Source organism: Elusimicrobiota bacterium, from assembly GCA_016182905.1.
Classification (GTDB): Bacteria; Elusimicrobiota; Elusimicrobia; order UBA1565; family UBA9628; genus GWA2-66-18.
Genome location: JACPFR010000044.1, coordinates 65,188 through 80,666 on the forward strand (window position 1 = coordinate 65,188; position 15,479 = coordinate 80,666).

A 15,479-nucleotide genomic window follows, 5' to 3' on the forward strand; every position below is an offset into this window, starting at 1 on the left:
ACTTCCGCCCTGAGGCATAAGGCCTAGCACCGTCTAGGCCTAAAGGCCTATGCCCTAGGTCCTACGTCTCGAACGCGTAGGCCCTCTTCCTGGGTCCTAACGAACGAGCTTGGCCGCGTCCACGACGCCGGCGCCCTGCTCGGACGCGGAAAGTCCGGGAACCTTGACGGCCGCGCGGCGCAGCGCCGCGCGGACGGCGGCTTCGCCGTGAGCGCCGCGGGCGACCGCGAGGGCGCCCAGGCCCGCCATGTGGGGCGTCGCCATCGACGTCCCCGCGTAGTTGTCGTAGCCGCCGCCGGGGACCGAGGACTTCACGTCCACGCCCGGCGCGATGAAGGCGACCTGATTGCCGCGGCTGGAGAATTTGGCGATCGTCTCGTTCGGGGCGAGCGCGGAGACCGTGATCGCCTCGGGATACGCGCCCGGGTAGTTGACCGAGCCGCCGTCGTTGCCCGCGGCCGCGAACACGGCCACGCCGCGCACCGTCGCGTACTTGAGGGCGGCGCGCATGAAGATCGTGCCCATCGGGGCGCCGAGGCTCATGTTGGCGACGTCCATCTTGTTGTTGCCGCACCAGATCAGGCCCTTGATGATGGAGGTGAGCCCGCCCGCCCCGTCCTTGTCGAGGACCTTGACCGCGTACAGGCGCGCCTTCGGGGCCACGCCGACGACGCCCTGGCCGTTGAGGACGCCCGCGATCGTGCCGGCGACGTGCGAGCCGTGAGCGTTGTCGTCCATCGGCGGCTTCTTCGGATCGAGCGCGTTGTAGCCTCCGGCGCAGTTGGCCTTGAGGTCGGGATGGCCGCAGTCGATGCCGGTGTCGATGACCGCGACCTTCACGCCCTCGCCCTTCGTGACGGCCCAGGCGGCGGGAGCGTCGACCCGGGCGATGCCCCACGGGACCTCGGCGGCGTCCACGCCCGCCGGAAGCGGGAAGACGGGGCGCGCCGGCGGAGCGGCGACGGCGGGAAGGGCGGCGCGGACGGACTCATAAGAAGGAAAGGGCGCGTGGAAGACGGGGGCCTCGAGCAGCCAGTTCCTATATATGTCCTCCTGCACCTCGAGGACCTCGGGCATGGCGGCGGCCTTCTCGGCGAAGGCCGAGAACATCTTGGCCTCGGGGAGCAGGGCGACGAGCGCGCCGATCTCGGAGAGATCGTCGGCCTTGGTCGCGCCGAGCTCGCGCAGGGCGGCCTCGCGCTGGGCGGGGGTCGTGCCGTCCCTGAACGCGATCAGATAGCGCTTGGCGCCCGCGGCGGACGCGCACACCGGCAGCAGCACGGCGAGAATCGACAACGCGATCAGTTTTTTCATGACTCCTCTAAACGTCGTCTCAGAAGTACCGTCGACGATTCCGAATCTAGCATACTCCGGTCCGAAAGGCCTAGTCGAATTTGGGTCCAATAGGTCACTATTTTTAGGCCCTCCGTCCCGGGCCGTATTGACGCCGTCGCGGACGCGGTCTATACTGACCTGATGATCGAATACCTCGCCGCGCTCTCGCTCCTCGCCGTCGCCGCGCCCGCCCTCGCCCAGCCCGCCGCCGATCCGCCGCTCGTGGACGCCGTCAAGGCGGGAGACGCCGCGGGCCTGAAGGCGCGCCTCGCCGCGGGAGCGGACCTCGGGGCCAAGGACGCCCACGGCTGGACCGCGGTGATGTGGGCCGCGGGGCACGCCGACGGGGCGACGCTGAAGGCCTTGCTGGACGCGGGGGCGGACCCCGCGCCGAAGGACGAGCCCGGCTGGTCGGCGATCGTCGAGGCCGCGAAGGGCGGCAAGGCGGCGAACGTCGCCCTGCTCGCCGCGAAAGGCCTCGACTGCTCGGCCAAGGACTCCGCCGGGGTCCCCGCGCTCGCCTACGCGGCGGCGGTCTCGACGCCGGCCGTCTCGGCCCTGCTCGCGTGCAAGGCCAAGGTCGACGCGCGCGACTCGAACGGGCTCACGGCGCTGACCCGCGCCGCCCAGCTCGGCCGCGCCGCCGCGGCGGGCCGGCTCATCGCGGCCGGCGCCAAGGTCGACGCGAAGGACGCCCTCGGCTACACCGCCTTGATGTGGGCCGCCCACGGCGGCTGGACCGACACGGTGAAGACGCTCCTCGCGGCGAAGGCGGATCCGAAGCTGAAGAGCGGCGACGGTCTGACGGCGCGGGAGCTCGCCCTCAAGCGCGGCCACGCCGCGGCCGCGGACCTCCTGGAATAGCCGTGCGGGCGCCGCTCGCGGCCGCCGTCCTCGCCGCGGCCCTGTGCGCCGCCGCGCCGGCCGACGCGCCGCCCCCCTCGCTCGACGAGGCGACGGCGGCCTTCAAGACGGGAGAGCGCAAGAGGGCCCTCGAGCTCCTCGCCGCGGCCCGGCCCCGGGAGGGCGGCGCCGAGCGGCGCGAGCGCGCGGCCCTGCTGTACGCCGACCTCAAGGACTACGCCGCCGCCGAGTCGATGATGAACGACCTGATCCGCGAGTCTCCCGGCGAGCCGCGCCTGCGCCTCTACCTCGCGACCATCGTCGCGCGGGCCGGCGACCGCGCCGCGACGCTGAAGGCCCTCGCCGAGGCGCGCCGGCTCGGCCCGACCGCCCTGGACCGCCAGCGCATGGCCTTCCTCCACCAGGACTTCAAGGACTACGCCCCGGCGCGGGAGCTGCTCGACGGGCTGATCGCGGAGTCCCCGCGGGACCTGAGCGTCCGGCTCGACCGAGCCTCGCTGGCGGCGCAGAGCGGCGAACGCGACGCGGGCCTCGCGCACCTCGCCGCCGCGAGCAGGCTGAAGCCGGGACCGGAGGAGCGCCGCCGCATGGCCGGGCTGTACCGCGACCTGGGCGAATCCGGCCGGGCGCGCGCGCTGCTCGACGGCCTCATCAAGGACTCGCCCGCGGACGGACGGCTGAGGTTCGAGGCCGCCGCGCTCGCCGAGCGCGCCGGAGACCGCGACGCGGCGCTCGCCGCCATGGCCGAGGCCCTGCGCGCGGGCCTCGACCCCGACGGCCGCCGCCGCGCCGCGCTTTTCTATCAAGGGCTGGGCGAGCACGGCGAGGCCCGCGCCGTCCTCGCGGGGCTCGTCAAGGACGCGCCGCGCGAGCCGGGGCCGAGGATCGAGCTCGCCGAGTTCGAGGCGCGCCGCGGCGCGCGCGCCGCGGCGCTCGAGGCGCTCGCGGCGGCGAAGGAGCTCGAGCCGGACCTCCAGGAGCGCCAGCACATGTCCTTGGTCTACGAGGAGTTGAAGGAGCACGAGACGGCGCGCCTCATGATCGACGCGCTGATCGCCGAGCAGCCCGAGGACCCGCAGCTCCGGCTCAATCGCGCCTACTTCGCGGCCGACGTCGGCGACCGAGCCGGGGCGCTCGCGTTCCTCGCCGAGACCCGCGAGCGCGCGCCCGATCCCGACGACCGGCGGCGCATCGCGACGCTGTACGAGCGCCTCGGCGAGCACGCGGCGGCGCGCGCCGCGCTCGACGGCGCTCCGGAAAAAAGCCGTTGACGAAAACGGGAGCCGGGGCTATACTGCGTTTGAGGACGACATGAAGAAAACACTGGCGAAGTCGGTCCGGCACCACAAGGTTTCCTCTCGGAAAGCGAAGGGCGGCAAGGCGCTTGAGTTCGAGCAGGGCTGGAACGAGCTCGAGGCGCAGCATGACCGCCTGAAGACCGATTGGATGAGCCTCGCGGTCCAGCTCGGGATCGGCGGATCCGATAAAGCGGCTTACGACTAGGACTGCGGCTAGTCCTCTTCGGAGTCGGCACGGCGCTTGAGGCGCACGGTCCGCTTGCGGACCCTGTGACCGAAACGCGCGACGAGGGACTCCGCGAGGGCCAGAAGCTCTCCCGTCCACCTGCGGGCCTTCAGCCCGTCCAGAAGCGCGTGCCCGTCCAGCCTCGCCACCTCCGCCCATAGCGGCGTCTTCCTCGCCTCGGCCTCGAGCTCCGCGTGCTTCTCGGCCTCCCCAGTCTTCGTCGGCAGGTGGATCTCCTCCTTGACCGTCACCGACGCCTGGGCGCGCTCGCCGGCGATCACGGCGAGCTTCTCGGCTTCGGCCAGGTCGGCGATCTCCTCCTCGACCCTTTCACGCTCGGCCTCGACCACCTTCAGCTCGTCCTTGAGCCGCTTGCGGCGGCCCTCGATCTCGGCGTAGCGCGCGACGAGCTTCACGCCTCCGTCCTTCGCGCGCTCCTCCGGCGGCAGAGCCGCCACCCGATGCTCGTCCCGGAAGAGCGGGCACAGGTCGCGATACTCGCACCAATCGCACAAGGAGGACTGCCTCGTCGGGAACTCATGGTCGTGCTTGATCCTCGAGATCAGCTCGGACGCGTCGGCCAGGAGCTTCGCGCGCGCGGCGTCGTCGCGGATGGAGACCAAGGTCTTGCCGTGGCGCACGTAATGCCACTTGAGGCGGACCTCCTTCGTGTCGGGCCACTCGCGGCGCACGGCCAGCTCGTAGAGCGCGAGCTGCCAGTCCTCGTCGGCGTGCTGCTGGTTCGGCAGGGACTTGGCCGTCTTGTAGTCCACGATCTCGAAGGCGCCGTCCGGCGCCAGCGCGAGGCGGTCCACGAAGCCCTCGATGCGGTACTCGTGCCCGTCGACCGTGATCGGGAACCCGACTCGTTTTTCGACGGCCACCGTGCGGTCCGCGGAGAACGGCTGGTGGCCCTCGTAGTACAGCTGGACGCAGTCGCGCCCGACCTTCCTCCAGTCGTCCTTGGCGAAGCGCGCGTCCTTCTCCACGACCGTCTCGTCCCAGCCGTCCGAGAACTCCCGCTCGTAGATCTCCTGGAGCTCCGGGAGCGACGGGACCTTCCCCCCGGTCACGAGCCCGTACAATTCCTCGAACGCCGAGTGCACCGCCACGCCGACCACGGTCTCCGGCGTCTTGCGCATCCGGGAGATCTTGTCGACGTAGCGGTACTGGTAGCGCCTCGGGCAGTTCTGATAGACCGAGAGCTTCGACGGCGAGAACTTGGAGGAACGGTCCTCCTCCAAGTGGGGCTGGTCCATGGGCTTAGATCATCTCCAGCAGGGCGAAGTGCAGGTACTCCGTCTCCGGCATCGACAGCAGGATCGGATGGTCGAGCGCCTGGCCGCGCAAAGTCACGAAGCGCATCGGCCGCTCGGCCTTCGCCTGCGCGTTGCGCAGCATCAGCACGAAGTCCTCGCGCGAGACGTGATGCGAGCACGTCGCCGTGACGAGCAGGCCGCCCTTGGGCAGGGCGCGCATCGCCTGGGCGTTGAGCTTCGTGTACAGGCGCAGGGCCTGCGGCAGGTGCTTCTTGGCCGGCACGAGGCTCGGCGGGTCCAGCACGATCATGTCGGGCTTGAAGGGCTGCTGGCCGCGCGCGAACGACTCCAGCACCGTCTCCGCGTCGCCCTCGTCGGCCGACACGATCCCGTCCACGCCGTTGAACTTCGCGTTCTCCCGGGCGAGCTGCACCGCGGGGCCCGAGCTGTCGAGCGCGAGCACCGACTTCGCCCCGCCCTTGGCCGCGGCGATCGCGAAGCCGCCGGTGTAGCAGTACAGGTCGAGCACGCTGCGCCCCGAGAAGTAAGGCCGCAGGAAGGCGCGGTTCTCGCGCTGGTCGAAGTAGTGGCCGGTCTTCTGGCCCTCGCCGAGGGGCGCCGCGAAGCGCAGGCCGTTCTCCGTGATCGGAACGCGCTCGGGGACCGTGCCCGTCAAGGTCCGGCATTCGAGGGGAAGGCCCTCGAGGGCCCGCACCTTGTGGTCGTTCTTGAGGAAGATGCCCTTCGGCTTGACCAGCTCCTCGAGCGCGGCCTGGATCCACGGCATGCGGCGCTCGATGCCGGCGGACATCACCTGGAGCACGAGGTACTGGCCGTAGCGGTCCACGACGAGACCGGGAAGCCCGTCCGACTCGCCGTAGCAGAGACGGTAGGACGTCTCGCCCGGCAGCGCCTTCTCCCGGTACGCGATGGCCTCGGCCAGGCGCCGTCTGAAAAAGCCTTCGTCGATGATCTCTTTCGGGTCGCGGGTGATCACGCGGCCGCCGATGAGGCTGTTCGGGTTGTAGAACGCCATGCCGAGCGAGGTCCCGCCGGCGGTCACGACGACGCCGAGGTCGCCCGGCACGGGAGGGTGGTCCGACAGGACCTCCTTGATCTCGTTGGAGAAGATCCAGAGGTGCCCCGCCTTGACGCGCTTGTCGCGGTCCGGGTTGAGGATGATGCGCAGCGGCTTCTCGGCGACGGCGGCTTCGGGCGCGGCTTTGGCGGCGTCAGTCATGGTGATTCTCCTTGCGTCAGGGTTCGGCTAAAGGCAGCCGCCCCTCTATTTTTTTACCACGAAGACACAAAGACGCGAAGGAAACGTCGTTCTTAGCGACTTGGCGTCTTGGTGGTTCGATTAACTGTACAAGAAACTAGAGGCAGCCTCCCCGCTTGAGGATCTCGCGGGCGGAAGCGCCGTAGGGCTCGAGCGAGAAGCAGGCGTCGAGCTCCTTGGCGGACAGGCGCTTCGACACGTCGGGGTCGCCCGCCAGGTGCTCGCGCAGCGGGCGGCCGTCCTTCCAGGTCTTCATCGCGTTGCGCTGCACGAGGTCGTACGCCTCGAGGCGGCCGAGGCCGGCGTCGATGAGGCGCAGCAGGACCTTCTGCGAGAAGACGAGGCCGTTCATCTTGTCGAGGTTGCGCTTCATGTTCTCCGGGAACACCTGCAGGCCGTCGAGCACCTGCTCGAGACGATGGAGCATGAAGTCGAGGGCGATGTGGGCGTCGGGGATGATCATGCGCTCGTTCGAGGAGTGCGAGATGTCCCGCTCGTGCCACAGCGCGCAGTTCTCCGTCACCGCCGACTCGTAGGTGCGGATCAGGCGCGCGAGGCCGCACAGGTTCTCGCACAGCACCGGGTTGCGCTTGTGGGGCATCGCGGAAGACCCCTTCTGCCCGTCGGAGAACGGCTCCTCGAGCTCGAGGACCTCCGTCTTCTGCAGGTGCCGGATCTCGAGGGCGATGCGCTCGACGAAGCAGGCGGTCAGCACGAGCGAGTGGAAGTACTCGGCGTAGCGGTCGCGCGGCACGACCTGGGTCGAGACCGGCTCGGGGCGCAGGCCGAGCGCGTCGAGGACCTTCGCCTCGACCTCGGGCGAGAGCTGAGAGAACGCGCCGACGGCGCCGGAGACCTTCCCGTAGGCGATGAGCTCGCGCGCGGCGCGCAGCCGGCGCAGGCAGCGCAGGCCCTCGGCGTGCCAGCCGGCGACCTTGATGCCGAAGGTGATGGGCTCGGCGTGGACGCCGTGGGTGCGGCCGACCATCCAGGTGCGCTCGTGCTTCTTGGCCAGGGCCTTCAGGCGCTTGAGTACGGCCTCGACGCCGGCGACGAGCAGGTCGGCCGAGTCGCGCAGCTGCAGCGCCATCGAGGTGTCGAGCACGTCGGAGGAGGTCATCCCGAAGTGCAGGTAGCGGTCGACCTTGGGAGCGGTCTTCTTCAGCTCGCCGGCGACGGCCGCGAGCATGCCGATGACCTCGTGGCCGGCGCTCGACTCCTTGCGGCGGGAGGCGTCGAGCAGGGACTTCTCGAGCAGCTTGCGCAAGGTCTTGAGCTCGGAGGCGGGCACGCCCTTCTCCGGGGCGATCGCCTTGAGCAGCTCCTCCTCGACGCGCAGCATCGCGCGCAGGCGGTTGTCGTCGGACCATATCTCGCCCATCGCGGGGCGGGTGTAGCGTGGGATCATGCGACCTCCTGTAGAACGAGACCTTCCTCGGCGCGGTCGAGGCTGCGTCCGAGGCGATGGAAGCCCCAGCCGGCCGCGCCCGCGAGCGCGCCCGCGGCCAGCCACGGCACGGGCGTCCAGCGTCCGCTGAAATGCTCGTAGCCGAGGCCGCCGAACAGCGGGCCGAGCGCCTGGCCGAGCGACTGCAGCAGGCCGTGAAAACCGAGATAGCGGCCCTTGAGCCCGGCCGGCGCGAGGTTGGCCGCGACCGATTCGACGCTCGGGGAGACGACGATCTCGCCGAGCGTCACGATCGCCATGCCGAGCGCGAGCGGCCACCAGCCGCGCGCGAAGCCGACCCAGGACCAGCCGGCGAGGTAGAACAGGCAGCCCGCGGCGGCGGCCCGGGTGAGCGCGACCCGCTCGACGGCGCGCGTGGCCGCCCGCTGGAACAGGACGACGAGGGCTCCGTTGACCCCGAACAGGAAGCCGACCTCGGCCGTGGCGAGGCCCCCGTGGGCCGTCGCGTGCACCGACAGCGGCGCGACGAGCTGGGACATCGAGCAGGTCACGAGCAGGCTCAGGATCCCTAGCTCCAGGAAGCGCGGGTCGCGGGCCGCCGTCAGGCTCCCGCTCCAGGCGAAGCCCTCGCCGGAACGGGCCGCGGGCGCCGCGGGCACGAGGCCGAGGAGCAGCCCGACGCAGAGCAGGCACATCGCCGAGGTCGCCGCGAACATGAACGCGTACGAGTACCCCGCCATGAAGCCGCCGATCGCCGGGCCGACGGCCCACGCCGCGTTCTGAGCGACGCGCAGCGCGCCGTACGCGCGGGCGCGCCCTCCGGCCGGATGCTCGTGCGCGATCCACGCGCGCACCGCCGGGGAATAAAAATGACCGAGGAACGCGCCGAGGACGTGCACGGCGACGATGACGGCCACCGGCCATTCCCCGGCGACGCCCGCCGCCAGCAGCGCGGTGAACGCCGCCCGGGAGGCGACCGACAGGACCATCACGCGCTTGCAGCCCCACACGTCGGCGAGCTCCCCGCCGAGCGCCTGACCGACCGCCGCCGCCGCGATCGCGCCGCTGACCGCGAGCCCGACGAGGCCCATCGGCATCCCCCGCTGCTCGTGGAAGTACAGGGTCAGGAACGGGAAGGACAGCGCGAAGCCCGCCACCAGGACGCCGTGGCAGAGGAGGAGGGCGTTCAGCGCGGTCTTCGGCTTGGTCATTCGCCGTCGCTGCCGAGCTCGATCTCGCGCTTGGCCGTCGAGAGCGGGACGCCGGCCGCGCACTGCGGGCAGGTCTCGGGCGAGGCGGCCTCGAGCGGATAGCCGATCAGGCTGCGCACGGGCACGCCGAGGCACAGCGGCGCCTTCGAGCGGTCCACCATCGCGGCGACGCCGACGACGCGCGCGCCGTAGGCCTGGGCGAGCGCGACGACCTCGCCGTTCGAGCGGCCCGTCGTGAGGACGTCCACGACGACGAGCGCGCGCTCGCCGCGCTCCAGGCGGAAATCGCGGCGGAACGCCATCGTGCCGCCGACGCGCTCGGTGAAGATCGCGCGGCTCTTCTTGGCGCGGGCGACCTCCTGGCCGAGGACGACCGAGCTCATGCCCGTCGAGATCACGACGTCGACCGCGGCCAGGAACTTGGACGCGATCGCCTTGGCGACCTTCTGGGCGACGTGCGGATATTGGAGGACCAAAGCGGGCTGGAGGTAGACCGGGGTGTGGAGGCCCGACGCGAGCCGGAAGTGCCCGCTCGCCACCGCGCCGTGCTCCTGAAGCAGGCCCAGCACGTCCATCTTGTTCATTCGGCTCATCTCGTTCTCCTGGTCACAGAGTCTGCAGCTTCTCGATCGCGTCGAAGCGCTTCTTGCCCGAGGAGCGGCCTTCCTCGAGCTTCCGCTCGATTTCATCCACGGGGATTTTCTTAAAACGCGGCTCGAGCTCGGGCTTGTTGAGGTCGCCCTTCACGCGGAAGCCGATGGACGGGCGGCCGGCCTCGTCCACCCACCACTCGGGCAGGACGCCGTCGTACTTCGCCAGGCGCGTCAGGACGTTCATGTCCACCTGCTCGCGGGCGAAGTCGGCGGTACCCTCGGCGAACGCGGCGAGCTGCGGGGAGTCGACGTGGAAGTAGCGCGTCGTGGCGACGCCCTTGGTCAGGCCGTATTCGCTCTCGATCCTCTGGAAGTCGAGGGTCTTCGGGTAGGCGGTGGCCGTGCTGAAGATGGAGAACTTGTTCATCTTGTGCATGTAGATGAAAGGGAGGAAGATCACCCGCAGCAGCTTGTGGGAGTCCTGCACCGCCGGGATGTCCGCCACGCGCCCGGGGCCGAAGCGCACGCGGGCCTCGCCGCCGACCTTGTCGAGCGCGGGCGTCACGCCGCGGATCGACCAGAGCAGGTCGAGGTCCTTGCACCAGAAGTTCTCCTGCCTCACCTCGGTCACGCGCAGGTGGCCGGCGGTGTCCGGGAAGCCGCGCGGGATGACGTACTTGAAGGTGCTGACCCACGGCCGGGCCTGGCGGCGCTCCAGCTCCTGCGGCGACAGCGTGCGCGTCGAGATCGAGGCCGCGATGCCGGTCACGAGCTTCTGGGCGTCCTCCCACACGATCTTATCGAGGTTGCCGGAGATCAGGACCTCCTTCGGCGCGGAAAGGCGGTCCACGCGCCCCCTCAGGCGCAGGCGGGACTCTCCCCAGCGCAGCGCGAGGTTCTCGACGGTCAGGGTCTGCTTGGCCACCGACAGGGTGACGGCGATGTCGTCGAAGGCGTTGCCGTACGCGACGACCCGGCCCTTCGTGACCGAGGCCTTGACCGAGGCGAACTCGTCGGTGACGAACGCGTCCAGGTCGAGGATCTCGACGCGGCGGTCGCCCCAGTCCGCACCGAAGCCGCGCAGGCTGATCACGGCCTCCTTGAGCTGCAGGGCGCCGAGCTTGCCCTCGATGGTGCCGCTCAGGGCGGCCTTGCCGCGGGGATCTCGGGCGGCCCAGGACGGATGCCAGTCCTTGAGGTTCTCGAGCACCGCGTCCTTCGTCGCGATCCGGGCGCTCAGGGAGGCGGTGTCCGAGGTCAGGTCGAAGACGCCGCTCGCGTTCGCCGTGCCCGCGGGCGTCGCCACGGCGAGGCGCTCGACGTTCCAGATCGTCTGCGCGGACCAGTTCACGCGAGCGCTCACCTTCGTCGCGGGCAGGGACAGCTTGAGGTCGCGGCCGGTCCAGCGCGGCCAGCGCTCGGCCCCGAGGGCGGGCACGTCGGCCTCGATCTCGAAGACGGGGCGCTGGAAGCCGGCGACCGAGCCCGAGCCCGTGACCGTGACGCCGTCCGCCTCGGCCGTGAACCGGTGCGCGGTCGCCGTGGCGCTCGACCAGCGCAGGCCGGCGAGGTCCATGACGCCCTCGGCCGAGACGCTCGTCGTCAGCGTGCGCGTGCCGAACGTGACGGCGTTGACGAAGGACAGCTCGAGAGGGAAGGGCTGATCCTGGTCGAAGCTGTCGGCGCGCAGCGTGAGCCGCTCGAAGGAGATCTTCCGGCCCCGCTTGCGGTCGTCGAACTTGAGGACGCCGTCGTTGACGATGGTCTCCGCCGCGGCGAGCGCCAGCGGCAGGGCGCCGCCGGGCGCGGCCTTCGTGGCCGTGAACAGGTCCGCGATGTCCCAGGTCCCGTCCGCCTCGCGCGTCAGGAAGATCTGGGGAGACTCCAGGCGCACCGCGTCGAACTCGAGGCGGCGGCGCAGCAGCGGGCGGAGCTTGACGGTGACGAGCGCCGTGTCGCAGACGAGCTGGTCGCCCTCGGAGCCGGAGGCGCGGCGCACGCGCAGGCCCTTGATCTTCAGGCCGCGCGGGCTGAGGATCATCTTCTCGATCGTGACCTCGCGGTGCAGCAGGGCCTGAAGCTGCGAGACGGCGATGGCGCGCGCCTCCTCCGGGCCGAACTTGTGCTGGGCGTAGATCCCGACGCCGGCGACGATCAGGACCAGGACGACGAAGGAGAGGCCGAAACCGCGGAGCACGGTCCGGAAGGCGGCGGCAAGGAGTCGAAGCGCCCCTTTAGGGCCTTCCATGGAGCCTCATAAGGAATGATTTTACCTTATTAGGCTTTCGTACAGTTCGAGGAGGGCGGAGGCGCCGCGGTCCCAGGCGCAGGGGAGCGCGGCGGCGGGACCGGAAGCTCCGACGCGGGCGCGCTTTTCCGCGTCGGCGAAGGCGAGCATCGACGACTCGAGGGCCTCGCCGGAAGGGTCCGCGAGGACGGAGTCCCGGGCCTCCCCCTTCAGGAGCTCGGCGGCGCCGACCGAGGCGCCGGTGACCACGGGCAGGCCGCAGGCGAGGGCCTCGAGCACGCTCATGCCGAACTCCTCCCACTTCGCGGGATGGACGTAGACGTCGAGCGCGTGGTAGAAGCGCCAGACCTCGGGGAGCGGGTCGCGGAAGACGACGCGATCCGCGACCCCAAGCTCGCGCGCGAGCGCGAGGTAAGGACCCGGGCGCGACTCCTTGCCGACGACCAAAGCGCGCGCCTCGGAGCGCCTCCGCGCGACGGCGGCGAAGGCGCGCAGGAAGGGCTTCAAGCCGCGCTTCTCGAAGTCCCCGGAGGTGACGAGGCCGTAGAGGAGCTCCCCGGGCTTCACCCCGAGCTCGGCGCGCGTCGCGGCGCCGAAGTCCGCGCGTCCTCCGGGATTGAAGCGGCACGAGTCGAACCCGGGATGGATCACCGTGATCTTCTCGGCGGGCACTCCGAAGCGGCGCGTCACGTCGTCCTTCATCAGGTTCGAGTTCGCGACGAGCGCGCGGAAGCGCCCCTGCGACAACTGGATCGAGTGCATGCGCCCCACGGCGTCGTCCTCGGGTAGAGGGCGTTTATGAAGGGATTCATGCGCGGCATGAACGCAGTTGTGCAGGCTCAGCACGTCCTGGTCGAGCAGGTCGCCGTGGCCGTGCACGAGATCGAATTTTTTCGTCATCCCCTCGGCCGCGGCCGCGAAGGCGCGCCGCTTCATCCACGAGCCCCAGGGCCAGGCCGGGACCCAGTGCGGGACCGCGCCGGCGTCGAGCAGCGCCTTCTTGTCGAGCTTCTCCGCGAAGACGTGCACCTCCCAATCCCCGCGGGAGAGGCGGCGCGCGTGCTCGACGATCATGCGCGCGGCGCCCGACAATCCCTCGACCCGCCGTGCCGCCACGGCCAACCTCCTCTTCACCGGACCCCCACGATGCGCAGGATCGTCGCGGAGGCGACCGGGATCCAGAGGTTGTCGTTGGACCAGGGAGTCGTCGGCAGGAGCTCGGCCAGCGCGCCCGCGAGGGCGGCCGCGAACGCGGCGCCCGGCCGGAGGCCGCAGGCGAGCGCCGCGGCGAAGCCGACCGCGAGGCCGGCGAGGCTCCCCTCGAGCGACTTCGCGCCGCCGAACAGCTTCGTGCGGCCGTACGCCTTGCCGACCAAAGCGCTCGCCGCGTCGCCGAGCGCCAGCTGCAGGATCGCCGCGCCGACGATCATCGGCTCGCCGCGCGCGATGAGCATGGCCGCCAGGCTCCCGGCCGTGGTGTGGAAGATGCCGCTGAAGTGCTTCCGCTCGGTCTCGCGGATCATGCCGTCGAAGAAGCCGACGAGCGCGCGCTCGATCGCGGGGACCTTCAGGCGCAGGGTCTCGATGAGGAGCACGACGGGCAGCCAGACGGCCATCATCCAGCCGACGCGGGGCCAGCCGACGAGATGGAACGCGCCGAGGTAGGCCAAGGACAGCATGTGGAAGGTCTTGCGGCCGAACTCCCGGCGGAGGTCGCTCGTCATGAGAACGCCGCCTTGCGCGCCGACTCGAACGCGGGCCGGCTCCACAGCCACGCCAGGCTCCAGAAGCGCTTCGTCAGGCCGCCCGCCTCGCGCAGGTTCGCCAGCAGGGTCACCGCGTCCGGGAAAAGCCCCTTGAGCAGGGCCATCAGCATGAGGGCGTTGGCGATCGCGATCAAGGCGACGGAGAACAGCACGCCTCCGGCCGCGTCGAGGTCCGGCTGGCGAGTCTGGGTCAGGGAATCCCAGGTGAACAGGAGATGGGCGGCCAGCGCGCCGCCGAGGAGGAACAGGAACAAGGCCTCGCCTCCCGCGTCGGGCCGCAGCCAGAGGAGCATGCGGTAGGCCATGGCGACGGTCAGCGCATAAAACGGCACGCAGTAGGGAGCGAGTGCTACGAACGCGCTCGAGTGCGACAGGTCGACGTGGCCTTCCTTCTCGCCGACGGAGATCGCGTACACGCTGCCGCCCGTGGCCCAGGCCGCCATCGCGTGGGTGAGCTCGTGGCCCAGGACGTAGCTCCAGCGCGCGCCGCGCGCGGCCCAGGCCGCGGGCCCGACCGGATCGACGAGCAGCCAGCGGCGGATCGCCCACAGCGCGAAGGCGAGGCCGAGGCCCGCCCCGAAGGGCGCGGCCGACGTGGAATGGACCGCGACGCCGGCGAGCGTCTTGGCCGACACCCAGAGCAGCGAGCCGGACAGCGGGAGGAGGAGGACGCCGATCAGCAGGCGCAGCACCCTCTACTCCAGCATGTAGTCTTGGTAGGGGATCTTGCGGGCGTCGAGCTCCTTCTTCCAGAGCTCGCGCGTCTCCGTCATCTTTCCCCGCGCGAGGACGCTCCAGCGGTTCTCGGGCGGGCTGAACAGCTCGGCGGCGGTCTGATACCAGACGTAGGCGTACTTGAGCGAGCTCTCGGCCACGGCCTGGTCCCGCTCGAAGCGCGCCAGCCCCGCCTTGCGCTCGTACGCCGCGCGGTCGAGCATGCCCTTGGCCAGCTCCCGCGACAGCTCGCCTTCGCGCGCCGCGAGCTCGGCGTCGAAGTGAGCCTTCTTGAGCTCGGGTCTGCGGCTCCACTCCATCCATTTCTCGCCCTCGAGATAGGCGGAGCGCGAGCGCAGGACCAGGTCGACGCGGGCCATGCCGTAGACGGCCGCGACGAGCGCCGCCGCGATCAGGGCCGACCGGACCCAGGCCCGGCCGTTCATGCCGCGTCGCCGGGCGGCGCGGTGCCCAGCAGGTTGTGCAGCGCCACGGTGAGCATCGCCGGGCGCACGGGCTTCTGAAGGAAGTCCTTCACGTTCGGCTCCTGGCGCACCATCTCGATGCTCTTGGCGTCCATCGCGCGGCCGGTGACGACGATGATCGGGATGTGGCCGAAGCCGCGGGACTGGAGCTCGCGCAGGGCCTCGTAGCCGCCCATGCTGGGCAGCATGAAGTCGAGCACGATCGCGTCGGGCTCGAGCGCGGCGACCTTGGCCAGGGCCTCGATGCCGTCCTCCGCGCGCTCGGTGCGGAAGCCGGCCTTCTTGACGACGTGGTCCATCAGGTCGAGCAGGGACTCGTCGTCGTCGACGAGCAGGACGAGCTTGCTGGACGGCGCTCCGGCGGTATCGCTCATGCGGCCTCCGGGGCTCGCGGCCTGAGGAGGCGCTCGAGCGTCGCGACGAGCACGCTGGGCTTGAGCGGCTTCTCGAGGAAGTCCACGACGTTGGATTCCTGGCGGATCATCTCGGCGGTCGAGCGGTCGGTGTAGCGGCCGGTGATGATCACGATCGGGATGAGGGAGAGGTCGCTTCCCTGCAGCTGGCGCAGGACCTCGAACCCGCCGTAGCGGGGCATCATCAGGTCGAGGAGGATCAGGTCGGGCTTGAGGCGCTCCGCCTTCTGCACGCCGTCCTCGCCGTCCACGGCGACCTCCGCGCGGAAGCCCTCCTTCTTGATCATGAAGGTCAGGAGGTCGCGCACGCCGTCGTCGTCGTCGATGATCAGGACGAGCTTCGCCTTTTCTTCGGGTTCGGCCATGGCCTCATTTTACCG

The 15,479-nt window shown here is 70.5% G+C and carries 16 protein-coding genes; 3 read left to right on the plus strand and 13 right to left on the minus strand.

Going from position 1 to position 15,479, the window contains the following annotated elements:
* Positions 1-96: 96 nt before the first annotated feature.
* Positions 97-1,314: a S8 family peptidase gene (locus tag HYV14_13735; GenBank protein MBI2387047.1), complete on the minus strand. Its 1,218-nt coding sequence runs from the start codon at positions 1,312-1,314 to the stop codon at positions 97-99.
* 162 nt (positions 1,315-1,476) lie between these two features.
* Between HYV14_13735 and HYV14_13740 the strand changes: the two genes are divergently transcribed.
* Genes HYV14_13740 through HYV14_13750 form a run of 3 tightly spaced genes read left to right on the plus strand, consistent with a single transcriptional unit; the run spans position 1,477 to position 3,702 of the window.
* A complete protein-coding gene (locus HYV14_13740; GenBank protein ID MBI2387048.1) occupies positions 1,477-2,199 on the plus strand; it encodes an ankyrin repeat domain-containing protein in 723 nt (240 codons plus the stop codon).
* Between the two features lie 2 nt (positions 2,200-2,201).
* Positions 2,202-3,470 (plus strand): tetratricopeptide repeat protein, encoded by a 1,269-nt coding sequence (locus HYV14_13745; protein ID MBI2387049.1) that lies wholly within the window; start codon positions 2,202-2,204, stop codon positions 3,468-3,470.
* Positions 3,471-3,510: 40 nt separating this feature from the next.
* The gene (locus HYV14_13750; GenBank protein ID MBI2387050.1) at positions 3,511-3,702 is read left to right on the plus strand and encodes a hypothetical protein; all 192 of its coding nucleotides are present in this window, start codon (positions 3,511-3,513) and stop codon (positions 3,700-3,702) included.
* Positions 3,703-3,710: 8 nt separating this feature from the next.
* On the opposite strand, the gene HYV14_13755 is transcribed toward HYV14_13750, so the two are convergent.
* From HYV14_13755 to HYV14_13810, 12 genes are all read right to left on the minus strand, one after another.
* Complete coding sequence (locus HYV14_13755; GenBank protein MBI2387051.1) at positions 3,711-4,982, minus strand: PD-(D/E)XK nuclease family protein; 1,272 nt, start codon at positions 4,980-4,982, stop codon at positions 3,711-3,713.
* A gap of 4 nt (positions 4,983-4,986) precedes the next feature.
* On the minus strand, positions 4,987-6,222 hold the full coding sequence (locus HYV14_13760; GenBank protein ID MBI2387052.1) for a class I SAM-dependent rRNA methyltransferase: 1,236 nt from the start codon (positions 6,220-6,222) through the stop codon (positions 4,987-4,989).
* Positions 6,223-6,358: 136 nt separating this feature from the next.
* Positions 6,359-7,669: an adenylosuccinate lyase gene (locus HYV14_13765; protein ID MBI2387053.1), complete on the minus strand. Its 1,311-nt coding sequence runs from the start codon at positions 7,667-7,669 to the stop codon at positions 6,359-6,361.
* A complete protein-coding gene (locus tag HYV14_13770; protein MBI2387054.1) occupies positions 7,666-8,880 on the minus strand; it encodes an MFS transporter in 1,215 nt (404 codons plus the stop codon). The genes HYV14_13765 and HYV14_13770 overlap by 4 nt, the downstream gene beginning before the upstream one ends.
* Positions 8,877-9,473: an orotate phosphoribosyltransferase gene (locus tag HYV14_13775; GenBank protein MBI2387055.1), complete on the minus strand. Its 597-nt coding sequence runs from the start codon at positions 9,471-9,473 to the stop codon at positions 8,877-8,879. Before HYV14_13775 ends, HYV14_13770 begins: the two co-directional genes overlap by 4 nt.
* Positions 9,474-9,486: 13 nt before the next feature.
* A complete protein-coding gene (locus tag HYV14_13780; GenBank protein ID MBI2387056.1) occupies positions 9,487-11,721 on the minus strand; it encodes an AsmA family protein in 2,235 nt (744 codons plus the stop codon).
* A 21-nt stretch (positions 11,722-11,742) separates the two neighbouring features.
* On the minus strand, positions 11,743-12,837 hold the full coding sequence (locus tag HYV14_13785) for a glycosyltransferase family 4 protein (protein MBI2387057.1): 1,095 nt from the start codon (positions 12,835-12,837) through the stop codon (positions 11,743-11,745).
* 14 nt (positions 12,838-12,851) lie between these two features.
* Positions 12,852-13,445, minus strand: a complete 594-nt coding sequence (locus tag HYV14_13790) for a hypothetical protein (GenBank protein MBI2387058.1) — start codon at positions 13,443-13,445, stop codon at positions 12,852-12,854.
* Positions 13,442-14,179 carry a hypothetical protein gene (locus HYV14_13795; GenBank protein ID MBI2387059.1) on the minus strand — a complete coding sequence of 246 codons (738 nt, stop codon included), beginning with the start codon at positions 14,177-14,179 and terminating at the stop codon, positions 13,442-13,444. The genes HYV14_13790 and HYV14_13795 overlap by 4 nt, the downstream gene beginning before the upstream one ends.
* A 3-nt stretch (positions 14,180-14,182) precedes the next feature.
* Entirely contained in the window at positions 14,183-14,647 is a 465-nt protein-coding gene (locus HYV14_13800) for a hypothetical protein (GenBank protein ID MBI2387060.1), read from the minus strand.
* Entirely contained in the window at positions 14,644-15,060 is a 417-nt protein-coding gene (locus HYV14_13805; GenBank protein MBI2387061.1) for a response regulator, read from the minus strand. Before HYV14_13805 ends, HYV14_13800 begins: the two co-directional genes overlap by 4 nt.
* Positions 15,057-15,464 (minus strand): response regulator, encoded by a 408-nt coding sequence (locus tag HYV14_13810; protein MBI2387062.1) that lies wholly within the window; start codon positions 15,462-15,464, stop codon positions 15,057-15,059. Before HYV14_13810 ends, HYV14_13805 begins: the two co-directional genes overlap by 4 nt.
* Between the last annotated feature and the right edge of the window lie 15 nt (positions 15,465-15,479).

Coding starts and splice junctions, on each gene's coding strand:
- HYV14_13735 (MBI2387047.1), bottom strand. CDS start 1,314: ATGAAAAAACTGATCGCGTTGTCGATTCTCGCCGTGCTGCTGCCGGTG.
- HYV14_13740 (MBI2387048.1), top strand. CDS start 1,477: ATGATCGAATACCTCGCCGCGCTCTCGCTCCTCGCCGTCGCCGCGCCC.
- HYV14_13750 (MBI2387050.1), top strand. CDS start 3,511: ATGAAGAAAACACTGGCGAAGTCGGTCCGGCACCACAAGGTTTCCTCT.
- HYV14_13755 (MBI2387051.1), bottom strand. CDS start 4,982: ATGGACCAGCCCCACTTGGAGGAGGACCGTTCCTCCAAGTTCTCGCCG.
- HYV14_13760 (MBI2387052.1), bottom strand. CDS start 6,222: ATGACTGACGCCGCCAAAGCCGCGCCCGAAGCCGCCGTCGCCGAGAAG.
- HYV14_13765 (MBI2387053.1), bottom strand. CDS start 7,669: ATGATCCCACGCTACACCCGCCCCGCGATGGGCGAGATATGGTCCGAC.
- HYV14_13770 (MBI2387054.1), bottom strand. CDS start 8,880: ATGACCAAGCCGAAGACCGCGCTGAACGCCCTCCTCCTCTGCCACGGC.
- HYV14_13775 (MBI2387055.1), bottom strand. CDS start 9,473: ATGAGCCGAATGAACAAGATGGACGTGCTGGGCCTGCTTCAGGAGCAC.
- HYV14_13780 (MBI2387056.1), bottom strand. CDS start 11,721: ATGGAAGGCCCTAAAGGGGCGCTTCGACTCCTTGCCGCCGCCTTCCGG.
- HYV14_13790 (MBI2387058.1), bottom strand. CDS start 13,445: ATGACGAGCGACCTCCGCCGGGAGTTCGGCCGCAAGACCTTCCACATG.
- HYV14_13800 (MBI2387060.1), bottom strand. CDS start 14,647: ATGAACGGCCGGGCCTGGGTCCGGTCGGCCCTGATCGCGGCGGCGCTC.
- HYV14_13805 (MBI2387061.1), bottom strand. CDS start 15,060: ATGAGCGATACCGCCGGAGCGCCGTCCAGCAAGCTCGTCCTGCTCGTC.
- HYV14_13810 (MBI2387062.1), bottom strand. CDS start 15,464: ATGGCCGAACCCGAAGAAAAGGCGAAGCTCGTCCTGATCATCGACGAC.